We start from the raw sequence: 19,245 nt of genomic DNA on the forward strand, positions 1-19,245 counted from the left end.
TCATGACGACGACGTTCAACGGCTTCCGGCAGTTCGGCGACGGCCCGCACAAGGTGATTGCGCTGAACGGCTGGTTCGGCAGCTCGGCCGACTGGGACGCGCTCACGTCCGCACTCGATCCCGAACGCTTCAGCTATGTGTTCTTCGACTATCGCGGCTATGGGCTTTCGCGCGATCTCGACGGCGAGTTCACATTCGACGAAGTGGCGAGCGATGTGCTGGCGCTCGCGGATCATCTCGACTGGCCGCGCTTCAGCCTCGTTGGCCATTCGATGGGCGGCATGGCGATGCAGCGCGTGCTCGTCGCCGCGCCCGCGCGCATCGTGAAGATGGTGGGCATATCCGCCGTGCCCGCGTGCGGCTCGCGAATGGACGAGACGCGCGTCGCGATGTTCTCCGCTGCAATCGACGATGTCGCGAAACGCGCTGGCATCATTCACTTTTCGACGGGTAGCCGGCTCGCCGCGCGATGGAGTACGCAGCTCGCGCAACTTTCGCTGCGCGAATCGCGGCGCGAAGCGTTTGCCGCGTATCTGCCGCAATGGGCGACGGGCGATTTCGCCGCACAGGTCGAAGGGAATGCGACGCCCGTGAAGCTGTTCGTCGGCGAACACGATCCGACCATCACCGCCGACCTGATGACGCGCACGTGGTTCACGTGGTATCCGAACGCCACACTGGAAACGTTGCGCAACGCGGGACACTACGCGATGTTCGAGGTGCCCGTGGCGTTCGCCACGGCACTGGAAAACTGGCTCTCGGAGCCGTAAGAGGCACACGGCGAAGCCGTCAATACGGATGTCAGGCATGCGCGCGACGACGACGCGCATGCTGCAGGAGACAACATGTACGAGACTACCTATCTGCGCGCAGCGTCGCTTGCCGAAGCGGTCGACTGGCTGCGCGAGCATGACGAAGCGCGGCCGCTGTCGGGCGGCATGACGCTGATTCCGACGCTCAAGCAGCGCCTCGCGGCGCCGTCGCATCTGATCGATCTGACGCGGCTAGACGAACTGCGCGGCATCGACGTGCAGGGCGACACGCTGCAAACGCTGCACATCGGCGCGCTGATGAAACACGCGGAAGTGGCCGCATCCCCAGTCGTGCGCGAAGCGATTCCCGCGCTCGCTCATCTGGCGAGCCTGATCGCCGATCCGCAGGTGCGCAATCGCGGCACGATGGGCGGCTCGGTCGCCAACAACGACCCCGCCGCGGACTACCCTTGCGCCGTGCTTGCGCTGAACGCGCATGTCATCACGTCGTCGCAGCGCCGCATTCCCGCCGACGAGTTTTTCATCGACACATTCGAGACCGCGCTTGAACCGGCCGAGCTCGTCACCGCGATCGAATTCGCCATTCCTCGCCGCGCCGCCTATGCGAAGTACCGGCATCCCGCAACGGGCTATGCGGTCGCGGGCGTGTTCATCGCGCAGTACGACGACGCGATCCGCGTCGCAGTGACGGGCGCGGGCGCATCGGTGTTCCGCTGGCTCGATGCGGAGGCCGCGTTGCGGGAGGATCTGTCGGAGGCCGCGCTCGCGTCGATCTCGATCGACCGCGCAACGCTGCCCGACGACGACAACGCGTCGGCATCGTACCGCGCGCATCTGATCGAAACCTATACCCGCCGCGCACTGCAGGCGCTGCTCGCGTCGTAACGACGCCGCTCAATCAGGAGAACAGGATGGAATTCACCGGATCGCAAACCATCGCGGCATCGCGCGAACAGGTATGGCAAGGACTCAACGACGCGGCGGTACTGCAGGAATGCATTCCCGGCTGCGAAGCTTTTACGGCTGAAAACGAAGACCAGTACAAGGCCGTCGTGGTCGCATCCGTCGGCCCCGTGAAGGCGCGCTTCAAAGGCACGCTCGAACTGTCCGACCGCGACGCGCCGAACGGCTACCGGCTCGTCGGCCAGGGCGAAGGCGGCATTGCGGGCTTCGGCAAGATGACGGCCACCGTCACGCTCGCCGATGCCGAGGACGGCACGCTGCTCACCTACGTCGCCGAAGCACAGGTCGGCGGCAAGCTCGCGCAGATCGGCTCGCGGCTCGTGACGTCGGTGGCGAACAAGCTCGCCGCCGAGTTCTTCAAGCGCTTCAACGCAACGCTGAGCGCCGCCAGCGAAGCCGCCGCGGAATGAACGTGCCGCGCGAACGCGCGAACGCACGAACGCACGAACGCACGAACGCACGAACGGGACATACAGGTGAATCATGGTTGAAGTCCAATTGCAGGTGAACGGCACGGACGTCACGCGCGACGTGCCCGACAACACACTGCTCGTCGAATTTCTGCGCGAGCACTTGCGGCTCACGGGCACGCACGTCGGTTGCGATACGAGCCAGTGCGGCGCATGCACGGTCCATCTCGACGGCAACGCCGTCAAGTCCTGCACCGTGCTCGCCGCCCAGGCGAGCGGCGGACAGGTGGTCACGATCGAAGGCCTCAGCGAACAATGCAGCGCGACATGCAGCGGCAAGCTGCATCCCGTGCAGAACGCGTTCGTCCAATGCCACGGCTTGCAGTGCGGCTTCTGCACGCCGGGCATGATCATGGCGAGCGCGTTCTATCTGCGCGAGGAGCCTGCGCTCGATACGGCGAGCATCAGTCACGCGCTGGAGGGCAACATCTGCCGCTGCACGGGCTATGTGAACATCATCGAAGCCGTTCGCCACGCCGCGCGCGAGATGTACCCCGATGCGCCGTTCGCGAAGACGGAGGAACACGCGTCATGATCGGCAAACCGATACCTCGCGTCGAAGACGAGCGCTTCGTCACCGGCAACGGCCAGTACACCGACGACATTCACGTCGACGGCCAATTGCACGCGGCGTTTCTGCGCTCGCCCCATGCGCACGCCGCGCTGCGCTCGATCGACATCGGCGCGGCGAAGGAAGCGCCGGGCGTGATCGCCGTGCTGGTCGGCCAGGACTATCTCGACGACGGCTTTCAGGGCGTCGACCATGTGCCGAATCCCGTCGATGCCGTCGACGCGACGAAGAAGGCTTTCCTCACGTCGCTGACGGGTTCGATCTTCAACCAGCTTCACGTGCCGCTGCCCATCGACCGCGTGCGCTACGTCGGCGAAGCGATTGCGATGGTGATCGCCGAAACGCCGTTGCAGGCCCGCAATGCCACGGAGCTGATCGAAGTCGATTACGACGTGCTCGACGCCGTCGTCAATGCCGCCGATGCGATGCAAGCGGATGCGCCGCAACTGTGGGAGAGCGCGCACGGCAACCTGTGCTTCCAGACGCAAATCGGCGACCGCGAAGCGGCGCGCAAGATACTCGCGCAAGCGGATCATGTCGTGCGCCGCGAGTTTCATCACAGCCGGCTCGTCAACTGCCAGATGGAGCCGCGCGGCGCGATCGGCATGCATGACGCGGCCACCGATGTCTATACGCTCATCTCCGGCAGCCAGGGCGCGGTGCGCCAGCAACTGTGCCTCGCCTCCGCGCTGAAGGTGCCGCCTGCGCGGATGCGCGCCGTGTGTCCCGACACGGGCGGCGGCTTCGGGCCGCGTTCTTTCATCTACGTCGAGCAGTTGGCCGTCGTATGGGCCGCGCGCCGCGTGGGGCGTCCCGTGAAGTGGACGAGCGATCGCAGCGAAGCGTTCCTCTCCGACTATCAGGGGCGCGACGCGATCATCCGCTCTGCAATCGGCTTTTCGAACGACGGCCGCATTCTCGCGATCGACAACGAGTGGATCGGCAATGTCGGCGCGCACACGGTCTCGTATGTGCCGATGTCGAACGGCACGCGCATCATGACGTCCGTCTACGACGTGCCCGCGGCCGCCGTGCACGTGAGCGCGGTCCTGACCAACACGGTGCCGACGGCGCCTTATCGCGGCGCGGGCCGGCCCGAAGCGACGCATGTGATCGAACGGATGCTCGATCTCGCCGCAGGCGAACTGGGCATCGACCGCGCGGAAATCCGCCGCCGCAATCTCGTGCCGCACGACAAGCTGCCGTACCGCAGCCCGATGGGTCTCACGTACGACAGCGGCGACTTCGCGCGCAACATGGCGCGCGCGCTGACGCTCGCGCAGTGGGACAGCTTCGAGCAACGCCGCGCGCAATCGCTCGCGAACGGACGGCTGCGCGGCATCGGGCTTGCGAACTATATCGAGTCGCCCGTCGGCGCGCCGCGCGAGCGGATCGAACTGACGGTGCGCGCGGATGGCAGCGTCGATATCGTGTCCGGCACGCAGTCGACGGGCCAGGGCCACGAGACCACGTTCGCGCAGGTCATCGCGCATCACCTCGGCGTGCCGATGGAAGCCGTGAAGCTGCGCACGGGCGACACCGCGTTTGTGAGCGTCGGCGGCGGCAGCCACTCGGACCGCACGATGCGTCTGGGCGGCATGCTGCTCGTCGATACCGCGCAGCAGATCATCGCGATCGGCAAGCAGGTGGCGGCCGGCCTCTTCGGCGTGGAGCCGGCCCAGGTCGAGTTCGCGGATGCATGGTTCACCACGCCTTCCTCCGGCCAGCGCATCGGCCTCGCGGAAGTCGCGCACTATGTGTCGAAGGACGGCTTGCCCGGCGACCCGTCGACGAAGAAGCTCTACGCGCACGCCGAAGTCAACACGCGCGTGCCCGCGCATCCGACGGGCGCCGCGATTTGCGAACTCGAAGTGGACCCCGATACGGGCGTCGTGCAGCTCGTGAACTACACATCCGTCGACGATGTCGGACAGCCGATCAATCCGCTGATCGTCGAAGGCCAGGTGCATGGCGGTCTCGCGCAGGGCATCGGCCAGGCGCTGTCCGAAGGCTTCTATATGGACCGCGACACGGGGCAGGTGCTGACGGGCTCGTACATGGACTACGGCATGCCGCGCGCCGGCGTGATCCCGCCGCTCAATGTCGAGCTGACAGAAGACCCGACGCACGGCAATCCGCTGCGCGTGAAAGGCGGCGGCGAGAGCGGCATCACGCCCGCGACGGCCACGATCTTCAACGCGCTGGCCGACGCGCTCAAGGCCTACGGCAACGATGAACTCGCAATGCCTGCCACGCCGAAGGTCGTCTGGGAATACATTCATCGCGCGCAAGGAGGCGCACATGTCAACTGAATCCGTCGCTATCCGCCGCAAGGGCGCGCTGCTCGAAGTCGTGCTCGACCGGCCCGAGAACGGCAACCTGATCGACCAGCCGATGAGCGATGCGATCATCGCCGCCGTCAGCACGCTCGACGACGACACGAAGCTCGTGCGCATCCTCAGCAGCGGCAAGGACTTCTGCAAGGGACGCCAGTCGCCGATGCCGCCCGCGGGCGCGAAGCCGTCGGCGGAAACGCTGCGGCGCGTGGTCGCCGCGCCGCCGCTCGCGCTCTACGACGCATTGAAGGCCGTGCGCGTGCCTGTGCTTTCCGTGGTGCGCGGCGAAGCGATCGGTGTGGGCTGCGCGCTCGCGGGCGTGTGCGATGTCGCGCTCGCCGCCGACGACGCGATCTTCCAGATCCCCGAAATGGAACGCGACATTCCGCCGACGCTCGTGATGTCCGCGCTGATCGGACGCGTTCCCGTAAAGACGGTTGCGCACATGGTGCTGAGCCGCGTGCGGCTGTCCGCGCAAGAAGCGCACGTCGCGGGGCTCGTGAGCCGCGTCGTGCCCGCCGCGTCGCTCGACGACGAAGCCGATGCGCTCACCGAAACGCTGCTCGGTTGCAGCGCCGTCACGCTGCGCGCGGTCAAGCAGTTCCTGCATCTCGCGCCCGAGATGCCCGCAACTGGCGCGAGCGGCTTAGCCGCGCATCTTGCCGCCACCGCGCTGTCGGCACGTTTCTAACGACTGCGCACAGCGTGCCGCCCTCAGCATAAGGACCACTACATTGAGACCCAAGACCGCCATCCCTTCGACCGCGCAAGGCGCGGAACTGCCTGACCTCGAACGCTTCCGGCTGCGCCGCTTCCTCGCTTCGCTCGACGAAACGGAACTCGAACGGCGCGATGAGCCCGTCGATCTCGCCAACGTCGCCGGCATCATGGAAGGCAATCCGCGCGCGGTGTGGTTCCGGCAGCCGTCGGGCGGCACGATATCGCTCGCGGGCAGCGTCGCGGCTAGCCGTTCGCGCCTTGCCAAAGCGTTCGACACGACGCCGGGACAACTGCTCGAAGTCGTGCGCGAACGTCTGCGCACGAAGGGCAAGCTCGTCGAAGTGCGCCGCGAAGAAGCGCCTGTGCAACAGGTCGTGCTGACGGGCGACGACTGCGATTTCACCGCGCTGCCCGTGCATCTGCAGCACGATCTGGACGGCGCGCCATACATCTCCGCGTCGATCGACTTCGCCGTCGATCCCGACACCGGCTGGACCAATGTGGGCATTCGCCGTCTGATGTTGCGTGGCCGTCGCACGGCGGGCATCGATCTCGTCGCGCCCTCCGATCTGCGCGCGATCGCGATTGCGCATGCGAAGCGCGGCGAGCGGCTGCCGATCGCGTTCGCCGTCGGCACGCATCCCATCGATCACGTCGGCGCGACGATGCGCATTCCCGCCGACGAGCTCGAACTCGTCGCGGCGCTGCGCGGTGCTTCGATGGGCGTCGTCAAATGCGTGACCAACGATCTGCTCGTGCCCGCCGACGCCGAATTCATCCTCGAAGGCTATCTCGACGAACGCGGCCACGCAGAACCGGAAGGGCCTTACGGCGAATTCCTCGGCTATTACGGCGGCATCAAGACGAACCCGGTGTTTCATCTGACGGCCATCACGCATCGCAAGGACGCGGTGTTTCAGACGTGCACGATCGGCGGCCGCACGATGGCGCGCACCGATACCGCGCAACTGGCCGCGTTGCGCACGGAAGTAACCGTCTGGCGCGCGCTCGAAACCGCCGTGCGCGAAATCAGGGGTGTCTATGCGAGCCCCGCGACGGGCGGCATGTTCAACGTGCGCGTCGCGATGCAACAACGCGTGCCGGGCGAGGCGCGCAATGCGATCGCGGCCGTGTTCGCGTCGCTCGCGAACGTCAAGCATGTATTCGTCGTCGACCCCGATATCGACATCTTCTCCGACGAGCAGATGGACTGGGCACTCGCCACGCGCTTCCAGGCCGACCGCGATCTCGTGATGCACACCGGCATGCGCGCGATGCCGCTCGATCCGTCGCTGGGCGGCGCAACGGTGACGGCAAAGGTCGGCTTCGATCTGACGCTGCCGCTGCTGCGTCCGGGCGAAGAGCGCGATCTCGAACATCGCGTGCCGACGCCGCCCGCGCTCACGGGCGCGCGTTTCGACTCGCTCGAAGCCGCATTGGAGCACGGTCCGAAGCGCTTCACCGACCTGATGTCGGCGACAGGCACGCGCGACGGCCGAGAGATCGTGCGCTGGCTCGAAGATACGGGCGCGAGGCGCGCGATCGTCCGCGACAGCGAAGGCCGCTACGCATTCGCTTAAAGCGCACTTTCGGCATCACCTCACGCGCTGGCGCAACGTTTGCGCGGCATGCGCGGCCGCCGCGTATGGCGGCATGGTATCCGCGATCGGGCTTGTCCCGGTCGCGGACACGCCTGCACGGCGATAGAATCCGGGCAGCCCTACCCTGCCCCGCCTTCGAGGATCGCCGTCGATGAACCTGTCCCTCAAACAACTCAAAGTCTTTCTTGGCGTCGCGAACGCATCGAGCTTTACGAAGACGGCGCAGAGCATGCATCTGAGTCAGGCGGCGCTGAGCGCGATCATTCGCGAGCTCGAGACACAGCTCAATTGCCGTCTGTTCGAGCGCACGACACGCACCGTCGCGCTGACAGAAGCGGGCCGCCTGTTCTATCCGACGGCGATGAAGATCGTCGAGACGCTCGAGAAATCCGTGATCGAGCTGAACGAGCTGGGCCGGCAAAAGAAGGCCTCGCTGCTGCTGGGCTGCACCCCGATGATCGCCGCGAGCCTGATGCCGCAAGTGCTCGCGCGCTTTGCCGAGACCAGTCCGCAAGCGCAGATCGAACTGGTCGATCGTCCGCCGAGCGAGTTGCTGAAGATGGTCGAAGAAGGCGATCTGGATGCGGCGTTCGGCGTTTTCTTCTCGCAGCTTTCCGGTATCGATCGCGTGCCGATCTTTCCGACGCGGCTCGTCGTCGTGTCGTCGACGATGGATGGCACGCACGGCATCGGCAAGGTGCTGCGCGACGGCGTGCAGTGGCGCGCGCTCGAAGGGCTGCCGATGATCACGCTGCCAAAGGACAACCCGTTGCAGCGATTGATCGAGGCGTCGCTGTCGAAGGAAGAAGTGACGACGGGAAGGCGCACAGTCGTCGGGCATTTGCAGACGGCGATTGCGATGGCGCATGAAGGGCTCGGCGTCGCGATCATGCCGTCGTTCTGCGAGCACATCTGCCGCCACTATCAGGTGCGGATCGACGTGATTCGCCCCGAGGTGGAGTTTTCGTTTTACAGGATCACGCGCAGCGGCCGCGATACGCTCGCCGCACTCGACCAGTTCACGCAAATGTTCGCCGAGGCCGCGCAGTTGAGTCCCTTCGATACGGCGGCCAATGTGAAGTAATCGTCGTGGGCGTTGCAGGTGCCTGTGCTACGCGAAGCATGCGAGTTCGGAATCGACGAAAGACGACACCATGCCGTGCGCTGTCTTTGCAGCGCCGACCTGCAACGACGGCGGCATGACGACTCTGTTCTTCACGGCCGTCACTTCGGCAAGAATCGACACGGCGATTTCAGGCGGCGTCCTGCTGCCGATATAAATCCCGACAGGCCCATGCAGCCGCGCGAGTTCGGTTTCAGTGAGATCGAACTCTTTCAGCCGTTCACGCCGCGCCGCGTTATTGCGCCGCGAGCCCAAAGCGCCGATGTAAAACGCGGGTGTTTTCAGTGCCTCCATCAACGCGAGATCGTCGAGCTTCGGATCGTGCGTGAGTGCAATCACCGCGCAGCGCTCGTCGAGCTTCATGTCGAGCACCGTGTCGTCGGGCATCGCGCGGACCACCTTCGTGCCCGGCACGTCCCATTCATCCGTATATTCTTCGCGCGGATCGCACACCGTCACCTGATAGTCGAGCCCCACCGCGATATTGCACAGATAGCGCGACAGTTGCCCCGCGCCGATCACGAGCATCCGGTAACGCGGGCCGTGTATCGTCAGCAGACGCTTTTCGTCGAAGTCGACGCCATCGGTGGCCTGCGCGGGCGTGAGGCTCGCGACGCCCGTTTCCATATCGAGCGTGCGCGCAACGAGGCGGCCCGCTTCGACGGCTTCGCATAGTTCGGCGATACCGCTCGCTTTCGTCAGCGGTTCCAGCACGAGTTGAATCGTGCCGCCGCACGGCAAACCGAAACGATGCGCTTCTTCAGCAGTGATGCCGTATTTCACCGCCTCGGGTTTTGTCTGCTCGATGCCGCGCTGACGCACGCGATCGATCAGATCGTCTTCGATACAGCCGCCCGATACCGAGCCGACCGCCGCGCCATCGTCGCGCACCACGAGCATCGCGCCCTCGGGTCGCGGCGACGAGCCCCACGTCTTCACCACCGTCACGAGAAGCGCGCGATGTCCCCGGTCGAGCCAGCGCGCACTGGACTTCAACACTTCGAGATTGACACTGTCCACTTTCGATATCCGATTACTGCAACTCATCCCGCAGACAGTCTAATTGCCGGAATCGGCAGCGTGAATCGGTGAATATCGATCAAGCGATCGAAATTGCTGAAGAGTGAGTCGAGTGATGGCGACGGGTATTCGTTGTCCCGTGTCTTATCTTTTCGGCTTGATAGTGGACTTCGACGCTGTCTCTCGTGAACGCCAGCGATTCGATCCGCTGCTTCTGCAATTCGCTCTCCGCGTCGAGGGCCTGAAGGTTCGCCGTGGGAAAGGAGGGGTAGCTCCAATGCGCGGGTTGCATGTCGCGGAGTACCGTGCCGTCGATCCGGTATTTATGCACTGCTTATACAGTATTTATCGGCTCGTACTGGTTGCGCACACGGCTGTTTACGCTGCTATAGTTAGTTCTCTTTCGCTGAGCCCGACTGAAATGTCCTGCGAAGCCTGCGACCGGATGCACTGCAGCGATGCAACCGTGCCACACGACGGGTTGCGGGCATTGCACAAGCCGAAAAAGCTGCGTCCGCTCGGTCGCAAGCCCGTGCTCGTGCAGCACTACCGGTGCTGCGTCTGCGGGACAAACTGGATGTGCGAATTCGATCCGCAAACGCCTGACCATTTGGAGTGGGTCTGCCTGCATCACGCATCGAGCATTCTGGACCCGCTCGCCGCGTCGGAGCCAGAAGCATCTTCCCCATCGACGGATCGCCAAAGCGAAAGCACTGTCACACGCGAGCCGATCGTTGCGCACGACATCCCGCATCACGCGTTTCGGCCGGAAGCCGCCACCTGAGGTGGAAAGCATCCCGTCAGGCGCGCCGCGTTTCGCGCACCTGACCGCCGCACATGTAATAACGATGTGCTCGGGTTAGTGCGGCGGCGAGAGACGTCTGAAGCGTTTCCAGAGCTTCTTCAATGTCCGATGATCGGCGGCGACGCGTGACGCGAGAAAGCCCCGTGCAAAGGCCGCGCCCGCAGCCGTCTCGGGCGACGTTCGCGGCAGCGACTTCAGAAGCTGATCGGCGACGACGGCATCGTTGCGCCAGCCGAGATCGTCCTGTAGCTCCGCCAGTGCGCCGACGTAGTGTTGCACGACGCGCCTGGGACAAAGCGACGCGAAGAACTCGGTCGCATATCGGACTTTCTTCGCTGCGATGCGTGCGCGGTGACGAAGGCGATCGTCGATATCGGCGAGCCCCTTGCCGCGCCTGATCAGCTTCCTGTGCCGGCGACGCAGCACATCGACGGCGAATAGCCTCGCGGGCTGGCTGATCGCTTCACGCTGCTCGTCGGACATTTCGCCTCGCCATCCCTTCCGGCCCAACCATAGCGCGAGTTGCAGAGCGAGCCGCGTGTAGCGAACCGACTCGACGGCCTCGGCCGCGCGCTGCCGGTTGTTGGTGGCGATCTTCATGCATGCGTCGCGCACGGGCAGCAGCTCTTCGGGATTGCCGCTCGCGCCTGAATGTTCGAGCGTCGATCCCGCGAGCACTTCCCAGTCGCGCGCGGCGCCCAGCTCCGATGCGATCCAGCGCAACTCGTCGTCGAGACCGGCATAGGCGGGAATGGCTGCCGCAAACAGATCGAACGCCGAGCGCAAACGACGAAGCCCCACGCGCATCTGGTGAACGCTCGACGGATCGTGGCCGGACACGACGCCGCGCTCGTTCGCATGAACCTGAGCGAGACAGTTGCGCACGATGTTGCAGAACGCTTCTTCGACCGAACCGCTTTTGTGCAGATGCACGGGTTGCGCCTTGACGGCCGCGCGGTGCTCCGCAATGAGCAGCGCGTAGCCGAGGTCGGCCTTGCTGAAGCGGTCGATGCGCAACGGCACGGTGTCGAGCAATTCCAGCGCGACGCCGTACAGGCTCTCCGGCTGCCCCTGTTTCAACTCAAGCTCCAGCGCCACGAGCGGCACCGAGCCCGAATCGGCTTCGACCGTGCCTTCGTCGAGTGCAACCTCGATTTCGTCCCCGGACGGCAAGCGCAGCGAGAAAACCGATCGATCGATACGCGTGACAAATACGGGCTTTAACTGAGCCGCGGTGGACGCGTCGCGGATCAGCTTTCCGCAGTCGCTTTCTTCGGGTATCGGGTCATGCAGCAGCTTCAGGTCGGGCGTATCGCCATCGACGGGCATCTCGAACTCGTCTCTTTCGAAGAGGCCCGCCTGCACCGATCCTTCGAGCTTCAATGTCTGGAGTCTCTCGTCGCCGACGGCACGCACGCGCAGCGAAGCCCCGCATCCGTGGAAGGCAAGCCCGGGCGTGTCGAAATAGGTGCTCGTCAGCAGCCGGGAAGTCTCGGCCGCGCTTTTCGATCGCGCCAACAAAGGCGCGTGACGCAATGTGTCGAGATCTTCGATGCGGACCCGCAGCTTTAGCTCCTGTTCCATACCGGCTCCCATTTGCGCCCGGGACTATCAGGCTACACCGAATCCGCCGGATTGCGGGTCATGCGCAAGTGCACTTCATGCATGCGGCTCGCCGGCCAGCGCGATGCGCGCCTGGAAAGAGTTGCAACTCCACGTTGAAGCTTTTTCTTCGTCCCGGTCAAGAGCCAATAGAACAAATGTCGGTGACAGATACGCGCGAATGTCGATAGCCATCTTTAGCCTCCGCTGATATGAGAACCATCCAATCGCCAAATAAAACTGCATCAAAAAGTACATTGGATTGACTCACGATATTCGTCCATTTAGATTTTTGTTTTGCGGACCACTTTTATAAGCGTGGTTGTATCTCTATACGAAGAAAGGCGACCGTTTACAGTCGCCATCGACAGCAATACTTATACCGGCTCATATCGCGTGCTGGACGGCAGCGTTATCGTCTATTTCGGCCGGGAAATCCGTTCGGCGCGCTACGGCATGGACCGTCCCGAGACGGTCGCCCGATGGTTGTTGCTCGACGTTTGCAGGAAAGCCGAAGCCCAAAAGCGCAAAGCCGCCGGCAGCATTCAGCGGCCGGGGCTCGCGTAGCAAAGAGAAGATTTCGGGTTAAAGCTGAAAGGCCCGCACAGCCGACCGCAAGGATTCCGCCTGCACGCGCAAATCGCCCGACGCCTGCGCGCCGTCCTGCACGAAAGCGGTGTTCTGCTGCGTCACGCGGTCCATCACGAGAACGGCTGCGTTGACCTGTTCGATGCCGTTGCTCTGCTCGCGCGACGCTTCTGCGATCGAGTCGACCAGATCCGCCACGCCGCGAACGGCGGCCAGCAAATCGACGATCGTGGCCCCGGCTGCTTCGACTGCAACGCCGCTGTGATCCACTTCGGCCGTCATCTCCTTGATCAGCGCACCGATTTCCTTTGCCGCTTTCGAGCTTCGTTCGGCCAGCGCGCGGACCTCCTGTGCGACGACGGCGAAGCCACGCCCCTGATTGCCCGCGCGCGCGGCTTCGACGGCGGCGTTGAGGGCCAGCAGGTTCGTCTGGAATGCAATGCCTTCGATCACCGACGTGATGTCGCGCACGCGGCCCGACTGTTCCGCGAGTGCGCGCATCCGCGCGCCGGCGTCCTTCGCGGCGCGGTCCCCGTCGCCGGCCTTTCCCGACGCGATGCCCGCCAGCGTGCGTGCCTCGGCGGCATGTTCCGCGTTGGCTCTGACCATCGACGCAAGTTGCTGCATGCTCGCCGAAGTCTGCTGGATGCTCGCCGCGTGTTCCTCCGCGCTGGTCGCAAGCGTACCCGTGCCGCCCGCGATGGATGCGCTCGCTTCCGCGATCGTATCCGTCGAGTGGCGGATCTCGCCGATCATCGACGCCAGACGTTCGCGCATCGTCTTCATCGCGAACAATACGCTGTGCGTGTCGCCAGGTTTCACGGGCACCTCGACGGAGAGATCGCCCGACGCTACGCGATTGGCGATTTCGGCCGCCGTCTGCGGCTCGCCGCCCAACTCGCGGAACAGGCTTCTCGACATCGACGCACACAGCGCAGCCACGACGCCCAAGCCAACGACGATAAAACCGATGACGAACAGTTCGACGACATGTCCTGCCGTGGTCGCCTGCTCGTATTCGGATTGCGCGGCCGTCAATTCGATCTTGCGCAATTCCGCGCCCTGTTGCTTCAATGTGCGCGACAACGGGTCGACGGTTTGCGTCTGCACCCACTGCGCCTCGGCCAGGCTGTTTGCGCTCAGTTGCTGAACGGCTGGCCGCAGACCCTTGTCGCGCAGGTTCGCCCAGTTCGAAGCGTATTTCGTCGCGAGTTCACGCGAGTCCCCCGATCCGCTGTTGGCGAGATACTGCTTCATCAGCGTGTCGACCTGCTCGATGCGAGCGACACCGCTTGCAGCAACCGCCCGGGTTTTCTGCGCCGATGGATCAAGAATCGCGTCGCTTACTGCGAAGACCGTTTCGGTGACGAGTTCGTTGATGGTCGATATCGTCTGCAACGCCTGGGCACGCCCCTCATACATCTGCCGCAGCGTGTCGATCGATCTCGACACACCCATCCACCCGGCCGCGCCGATGCAAAGGGCAATGACGGTAACGGCGCCCGTCAAAAGAAGCAGGCGGGTTCTGATACTTAACTTGCGCATTGGAGACCTGAATTGCAATGCGTCGCGGAGGCATGCATGCGCGACCGCGGGGCACGGAGAGAAGACAGTCCTTCTGAAGGAACGCGTCTTTTTTACGACCCCAAAAGCGAATACTTGAATGAAGTTTTTATGACTACACGCACCGATGCGGTGCATAAGGCGGATTACCGCACGCAAGCGTCCATTGCGCTTAGCACGCGCTCCTTGGTCTTTGTCCGATATTTCGACTATCATTGAAATATGGAAACGAACCAGACCGTCGCCGCTTTGGCTGCACTCGCGCACGAGTCCCGGCTTGCCGTGTTTCGCGCCCTCGTGCAGGCGGGCCCCGAAGGCATGCCGGCGGGCCAGATCGCCGCGCTGCTCGACGTCGCACCGTCATCCCTCTCCTTTCACCTGAAGGAGCTGGCTCACGCGCAGCTCGTCACGAGCCGGCAAGAAGGGCGCTTTGTCTATTACTGCGCGAACTTTGCAACGATGAACGGCCTGCTGGCCTATCTCACCGAGAACTGCTGTGGCGGCAATCCCTGCACGCCAACGACAGCATGTTCGCCTTCCAGGAAGAAGCAATCATGAAGCGCTTTCATATTCACGTCGCCGTCGAAGATCTCGCAGCAAGCGTTCGCTTTTACTCCGCGTTGTTCGCATCCGAGCCCACCGTCGTGAAGAGCGACTACGCGAAGTGGATGCTCGACGATCCGCGCGTGAATTTCGCCATCTCGCAGCGCGGCGCGACGCCGGGCCTGGATCATCTGGGCGTGCAGGTCGAGAGCGAAGCCGAACTGGACGAGATGCACGACCGGCTGAAAGGCGCAGCATTGCCCGTCGACGAGCAGATCGGCACGGCCTGCTGCTACGCGAACTCGAACAAGTATTGGACCGTCGATCCGCAGGGCATCGCATGGGAGTCGTATCACACGCTGAACGAGATTCCCGTGTTCGGCGAATCGCGCAAGGCGCAGTCCTCTACGCAAGCCCCGGAGGCCACCGCGTGCTGCGCTCCGTCGTCGGGCAAACCCATCGGCATTCCCGTGAAGTCTTCCTCGTCTTCCTCGTGCTGCTGAGTCCTGCACGCGATTCGATGGGCAACCTATGACGACCAACGTATTGATTCTGTGCACGCACAACTCGGCCCGCAGCGTGCTGGGCGAGGCCATGCTGAATCATCTCGCTGCGAAGCTCGGCAAGGACGTGCGCGCATTCAGCGCCGGCAGCGCACCGGGCGGCCGGCTGAATCCGTTCGCCGTCGAGGTGCTCAAGCAAGCGGGCATCGACGTGAGCGGCTATCGCAGCAAGAGCTGGGACGAGTTTGCGCGCGACGATGCGCCTGCGATGCGCATCGTCATTACCGTTTGCGACAGTGCGGCTGCGGAAGCGTGCCCCTACTGGCCAGGCAGTCCCGTCAAGGTTCACTGGGGCTATGCGGACCCGTCCGTTGCGGCTGGCGGCGATGAAGGCAAGCGCATTGCGTTCGAGCTCACCCGTCAGGCGATCGGATACCGGATGTTGCAATTGCTCGCACTGCCACTGGAAGCGATGAGCAACGACGAACTACAAAGAGCGCTCACAGCGATTTCCGAATCATGACGGCAGTAATCGATCTCAAGCGCAAGGTTCTCGCCGAGCTGATCGGCACGGCGCTGCTGCTCGCCGTGGTGATCGGCTCCGGCATCATGGCCGAACGGCTTGCGGGCGGCAACGTCGCGATCGCGTTGCTCGCCAACACACTGGCGACCGTGGGCGGCCTGTATGTGCTGATCGAAGTATTCGGGCCTTTGAGCGGCGCGCATTTCAATCCCGCCGTCAGCGCCGTCATGGCATTGCGTGGTGATCTGCCTGCACATGAACTGCTGCCGTACATCGCTGCGCAGATGATCGGCGCATTGCTCGGCGCATGGCTTGCGCACGCGATGTTCGATCTGCCCATCGTCGAGTTTTCAGGCAAGATCCGCGCGGGAACCGGCCAATGGATTGCAGAGGCCGTGGCCACGGCCGGCCTGCTGCTCGTTATCCTGCGCGCACCCGCCGGACGCGCGTCGATCATGGTCGCTGCATACATCGGCGCGGCGTACTGGTTCACAGCATCGACGTCATTTGCAAACCCGGCCGCAGCGTTCGGCCGCATGTTCACGGATAGCTTTGCGGGCATCGCACCGTCCAGCGTGCCTGGCTTTGCGGTCGCCGAACTGATCGGCGCGGCGATCGGTCTCGCGCTTCACACCACGTTCGAGTTGCGCCGACGCCCAGCGCGCCCCAACGTCATCGAGTCCTCAGGCACACGTAACGGAATGCGTTAACGCGCATAGCTGTCGGGCCCGATGGGGCGTTACTCATGATCCGTCCGATCGGCACGAGTCGTCTTCGCATTGCCCTATTGATCGTCGTTGATTCAATGATCACGGCGGTGGCATGGATCGTGCGCCACACCGCCACTTCTGCGTGTCGATGTTTGCCGCAAGTTCGTCAACCGTGTCGAAGATCGGCGAAGGCAGCATCGGACTCAACGCACATGTGGCGGCTGTCGATCAGTCAACGCATCGTATGTACTTCCCGCTGAAGAGCGTCGACGGACATTCCGTGTCGCGTGTAATCGTGCCTCGGTAAAAGCTGCTCTGATGCGATCAAATGCGACTCATGGCTTGAAAAAAATACTTACTCCTCCAATGCCGAAATCGGTAATAATTCGCCCTCTTCCTGCCGATTAAATTGCCCGATTCTTATCTACGGGGTCGCATTCCAAATCATTCGGCAAAGACCCTCTTACCAGAAAGCACATCGCGCAAAACGCTTCTCCAATGCGACAAATCCATGCGGTTGCTTTGTTTTTTCTTATGATATTACGCACAATCACTAGAACCCGGTAGACTTTGCGCTGTTCGGACTGATCGAACGGCATTAAATACCGATTAGTTGTTTTTAGTGCTGATCGAGTCTGTGACATTTACTGCTTTACGGACACTGAGGTACTTATTGCCTGCAAGGCGGTAATGCGGACAGGGATGCCCCTGCCGCGCTCTTTTAACTTGTCACGGGAACGCACCGCGTCGGTCAAACGTTTGCGCTTCAGGAATTCCAAACCCTGAAGCGGACGATCTGCGCTTTTCCTCGCATCTCCCAGACGAATTACGCAACTTCTGCCGGTGAGCTTCACGGCGAGGACTTTGTTAGCCATGATGAAACGACGTCAATTTCTCGGACTCCTAACTTCCTTTGGTGGCAGTTACATCCTGACCGCATGCGGCGGCGGCAGTGAAGGCATCAGCGGCGACTCGCCCGTTGCCAAATCGACGGCCCGCGCAAGCGCTGCATCGGCGAACGGCACGACGATTCCGTCCGCATCGTCCATCATCGACAACAACGGTTCCGTTTGGACGCTGTCCGGCGGCTCCGTGTATTTGAACGGCGTAAAGGCCGGCAACAACTACAACGTCACGCTGGTGCTGTGGTACGGGGGCACCGTTTATCACCAGGGCACGGGCGGTCAGTTCTATGCGTGGAACGGCACCACCTGGTTCGCGAGCGGCGATCCGCGTCTGGGCGGCGGCGGCACCTCCGCAGACGGCACCACGATTCCCCCTGCCTCGCAGATCATCGATACGTCCGGCGCGGTATGGACCGTCGTCAACGGCGTGATCTATCGAAACGGATCGACCGTCGGCAACACGTACAACGTGTCGCTGCTGCTCTGGTTCGGCGGCAGCATTTATCACCAGGGTACGGGCGGCCAGTTCTATGGATGGAACGGCTCTTCGTGGAACGCCTGCAACGATCCGCGCCTCGGTGGCACGTCGGCTGACGGCACGACCATTCCTTCGGCCACGTACATCATCGACAAGACGGGCGCAATCTGGACGGTCGTCAACGGCGTCATTTACCGCAACCGCGCGACCGTCGGCAACACGTACAACGTTTCGCTCCTGCTGTGGTACGGCGGCAAGATCTGGCATTGCGGCACGGCCGGTCAGTTCTATGTACTCGCGGACCTCGACAGATGGGTGCCGTGTGACGACCCGCGCCTCGCTACGTCGCTGACGACGGCTGGAAGTTTTTACGGCGTCAACGGACACTTCGACTACACGTACACGCCCGCGCAGCTTGTCGCGATCATGAAGAACATGGGCTGCACGTCGTATCGTGTGGGATGTACCGACGACCCGTTGCAATTGAATGCCGTCGCGAAGCTGGCGCAGGCCTTCCAGGCCGCCGGACTCACGCTGTTCGTTCTCGTCAACCAGGGCGTGTATGACGCAACCGGCAAGCTGCTTCCCGGCGAAGGCGCCGCATACAACCGTGGATTCGCGGTCGGCATGGCGGTCGCAAAAGCGCTCCAGCCGTATGGCGTCACGCTCTATGAATGCGGAAACGAACTGACACGACAGGCCGCAACTGTCATGGACTTCACGTACGCGGGAACGAAGGCCTCCGATTTCAACAACGCCAATTGGCCCGTCATGCGCGGCGTGATGCGCGGAATGATCGACGGCGTGAAGTCGGTTCAACCGTCGGCGAAGTGCGGGATCAACTTCTGCGTCGCTGACGTCGGCGCAGCCGATGCGCTGTGGGACGGCATGCAGCCGGACGGCAGCGGCGGCTATCCGAAAGTGCGCTGGGACGTCACGACGTGGCACAACTACGAAGTGTACGGCGACATCTTCAACATCGGGGTCGACGGTGCAGGTCCGGGCTTCGATCTGCCGACCTACTGCAAGGCCCGATACGGTGTGCCGTTCATCATCTCCGAATGGAATACCGGCCCGGAGAAAACCGAGGATTATCGCGCCGCCTACATTTCTTCGACGCTGGCGAGCTACTACCGGTCGAGAAAGAGCCACAATATCCAGTCTGTGATGTACTACGTGCTGGACAGCGGCAACAACACGTACGGCATTATGATCAACGGTACTCCCATTAGCCAGCCATACTCGGCGCTTTCGAGCTTCATTGCGGCGAACGCCGACAGCTAATCCGGCACGCACTGATTAAGCACCGACGAAGCTGTCTCAGCGGCCCGCCACCCGGCGGGCCGTTTTGCGTCGCAGCCGAGCGTTGCTGCAACGCGCCCGTTACAGGACACCGCCCGTTCGCGAGCCGCTGACGCGCGCGACGCAAATTGGCTTTTCAAAGCGTT

Annotated in this window: 19 protein-coding genes; 15 read left to right on the plus strand and 4 right to left on the minus strand. The window is 63.2% G+C overall.

From position 1 onward, the window contains the following. Window positions 1–2 precede the first annotated feature (2 nt). From BN2476_RS31990 to BN2476_RS32025, 8 genes are all read left to right on the plus strand, one after another. Window positions 3–770, plus strand: a complete 768-nt coding sequence (locus tag BN2476_RS31990; RefSeq protein WP_087738201.1) for an alpha/beta fold hydrolase — start codon at window positions 3–5, stop codon at window positions 768–770. A 75-nt stretch (window positions 771–845) separates the two neighbouring features. Next, window positions 846–1,658 carry an FAD binding domain-containing protein gene (locus BN2476_RS31995; RefSeq protein WP_087738202.1) on the plus strand — a complete coding sequence of 271 codons (813 nt, stop codon included), beginning with the start codon at window positions 846–848 and terminating at the stop codon, window positions 1,656–1,658. Window positions 1,659–1,684: 26 nt separating this feature from the next. Further along, window positions 1,685–2,146 (plus strand): SRPBCC family protein, encoded by a 462-nt coding sequence (locus BN2476_RS32000; RefSeq protein ID WP_087738203.1) that lies wholly within the window; start codon window positions 1,685–1,687, stop codon window positions 2,144–2,146. A 73-nt stretch (window positions 2,147–2,219) separates the two neighbouring features. Continuing rightward, window positions 2,220–2,741 (plus strand): (2Fe-2S)-binding protein, encoded by a 522-nt coding sequence (locus BN2476_RS32005; protein WP_087738204.1) that lies wholly within the window; start codon window positions 2,220–2,222, stop codon window positions 2,739–2,741. Continuing rightward, on the plus strand, window positions 2,738–5,089 hold the full coding sequence (locus BN2476_RS32010; RefSeq protein WP_087738205.1) for a xanthine dehydrogenase family protein molybdopterin-binding subunit: 2,352 nt from the start codon (window positions 2,738–2,740) through the stop codon (window positions 5,087–5,089). Before BN2476_RS32005 ends, BN2476_RS32010 begins: the two co-directional genes overlap by 4 nt. Then, window positions 5,079–5,804: an enoyl-CoA hydratase/isomerase family protein gene (locus tag BN2476_RS32015; protein ID WP_087738206.1), complete on the plus strand. Its 726-nt coding sequence runs from the start codon at window positions 5,079–5,081 to the stop codon at window positions 5,802–5,804. Before BN2476_RS32010 ends, BN2476_RS32015 begins: the two co-directional genes overlap by 11 nt. A 43-nt stretch (window positions 5,805–5,847) precedes the next feature. Then, window positions 5,848–7,413 carry a UbiD family decarboxylase gene (locus BN2476_RS32020; protein ID WP_087738207.1) on the plus strand — a complete coding sequence of 522 codons (1,566 nt, stop codon included), beginning with the start codon at window positions 5,848–5,850 and terminating at the stop codon, window positions 7,411–7,413. Window positions 7,414–7,585: 172 nt separating this feature from the next. Continuing rightward, entirely contained in the window at window positions 7,586–8,518 is a 933-nt protein-coding gene (locus tag BN2476_RS32025) for a LysR family transcriptional regulator (protein WP_087738208.1), read from the plus strand. Window positions 8,519–8,545: 27 nt separating this feature from the next. Here BN2476_RS32025 and BN2476_RS32030 read toward each other — a convergent pair whose 3' ends face one another. Continuing rightward, window positions 8,546–9,577: an XdhC family protein gene (locus BN2476_RS32030; RefSeq protein WP_087738209.1), complete on the minus strand. Its 1,032-nt coding sequence runs from the start codon at window positions 9,575–9,577 to the stop codon at window positions 8,546–8,548. Between the two features lie 115 nt (window positions 9,578–9,692). On the opposite strand from BN2476_RS32030, the gene BN2476_RS46705 reads away from it, so the two are divergent. Beyond that, window positions 9,693–10,361 (plus strand): hypothetical protein, encoded by a 669-nt coding sequence (locus BN2476_RS46705; RefSeq protein ID WP_160111795.1) that lies wholly within the window; start codon window positions 9,693–9,695, stop codon window positions 10,359–10,361. Between the two features lie 75 nt (window positions 10,362–10,436). Here BN2476_RS46705 and BN2476_RS32045 read toward each other — a convergent pair whose 3' ends face one another. Further along, window positions 10,437–11,966: a CYTH and CHAD domain-containing protein gene (locus BN2476_RS32045; RefSeq protein WP_087738310.1), complete on the minus strand. Its 1,530-nt coding sequence runs from the start codon at window positions 11,964–11,966 to the stop codon at window positions 10,437–10,439. Between the two features lie 75 nt (window positions 11,967–12,041). Beyond that, a complete protein-coding gene (locus BN2476_RS46710; RefSeq protein ID WP_160111796.1) occupies window positions 12,042–12,179 on the minus strand; it encodes a hypothetical protein in 138 nt (45 codons plus the stop codon). Between the two features lie 201 nt (window positions 12,180–12,380). Here BN2476_RS46710 and BN2476_RS46715 point away from each other — a divergent pair, with 201 nt between their 5' ends. Beyond that, window positions 12,381–12,551, plus strand: a complete 171-nt coding sequence (locus BN2476_RS46715) for a hypothetical protein (RefSeq protein WP_160111797.1) — start codon at window positions 12,381–12,383, stop codon at window positions 12,549–12,551. Window positions 12,552–12,569: 18 nt separating this feature from the next. On the opposite strand, the gene BN2476_RS32055 is transcribed toward BN2476_RS46715, so the two are convergent. Then, window positions 12,570–14,117 carry a methyl-accepting chemotaxis protein gene (locus tag BN2476_RS32055; protein ID WP_087738213.1) on the minus strand — a complete coding sequence of 516 codons (1,548 nt, stop codon included), beginning with the start codon at window positions 14,115–14,117 and terminating at the stop codon, window positions 12,570–12,572. A gap of 240 nt (window positions 14,118–14,357) precedes the next feature. Here BN2476_RS32055 and BN2476_RS32060 point away from each other — a divergent pair, with 240 nt between their 5' ends. The 5 genes from BN2476_RS32060 to BN2476_RS32090 all read left to right on the plus strand — a co-directional run bounded on the left by BN2476_RS32060 (window position 14,358) and on the right by BN2476_RS32090 (window position 19,081). Further along, a complete protein-coding gene (locus BN2476_RS32060; protein WP_087738214.1) occupies window positions 14,358–14,693 on the plus strand; it encodes an ArsR/SmtB family transcription factor in 336 nt (111 codons plus the stop codon). Next, window positions 14,690–15,181 carry an ArsI/CadI family heavy metal resistance metalloenzyme gene (locus BN2476_RS32065; RefSeq protein WP_087738215.1) on the plus strand — a complete coding sequence of 164 codons (492 nt, stop codon included), beginning with the start codon at window positions 14,690–14,692 and terminating at the stop codon, window positions 15,179–15,181. Before BN2476_RS32060 ends, BN2476_RS32065 begins: the two co-directional genes overlap by 4 nt. Before the next feature lie 28 nt (window positions 15,182–15,209). Then, window positions 15,210–15,704: an arsenate reductase ArsC gene (locus tag BN2476_RS32070; RefSeq protein WP_087738216.1), complete on the plus strand. Its 495-nt coding sequence runs from the start codon at window positions 15,210–15,212 to the stop codon at window positions 15,702–15,704. Further along, a complete protein-coding gene (locus BN2476_RS32075; RefSeq protein ID WP_087738217.1) occupies window positions 15,701–16,414 on the plus strand; it encodes an aquaporin in 714 nt (237 codons plus the stop codon). The genes BN2476_RS32070 and BN2476_RS32075 overlap by 4 nt, the downstream gene beginning before the upstream one ends. An 873-nt stretch (window positions 16,415–17,287) precedes the next feature. Beyond that, the gene (locus BN2476_RS32090; RefSeq protein WP_087738220.1) at window positions 17,288–19,081 is read left to right on the plus strand and encodes a hypothetical protein; all 1,794 of its coding nucleotides are present in this window, start codon (window positions 17,288–17,290) and stop codon (window positions 19,079–19,081) included. The last annotated feature ends 164 nt before the right edge of the window (window positions 19,082–19,245 follow it).

The sequence above is a fragment of the Paraburkholderia piptadeniae genome, from assembly GCF_900007165.1.
GTDB classification, from domain to species: Bacteria; Pseudomonadota; Gammaproteobacteria; order Burkholderiales; family Burkholderiaceae; genus Paraburkholderia; species Paraburkholderia piptadeniae.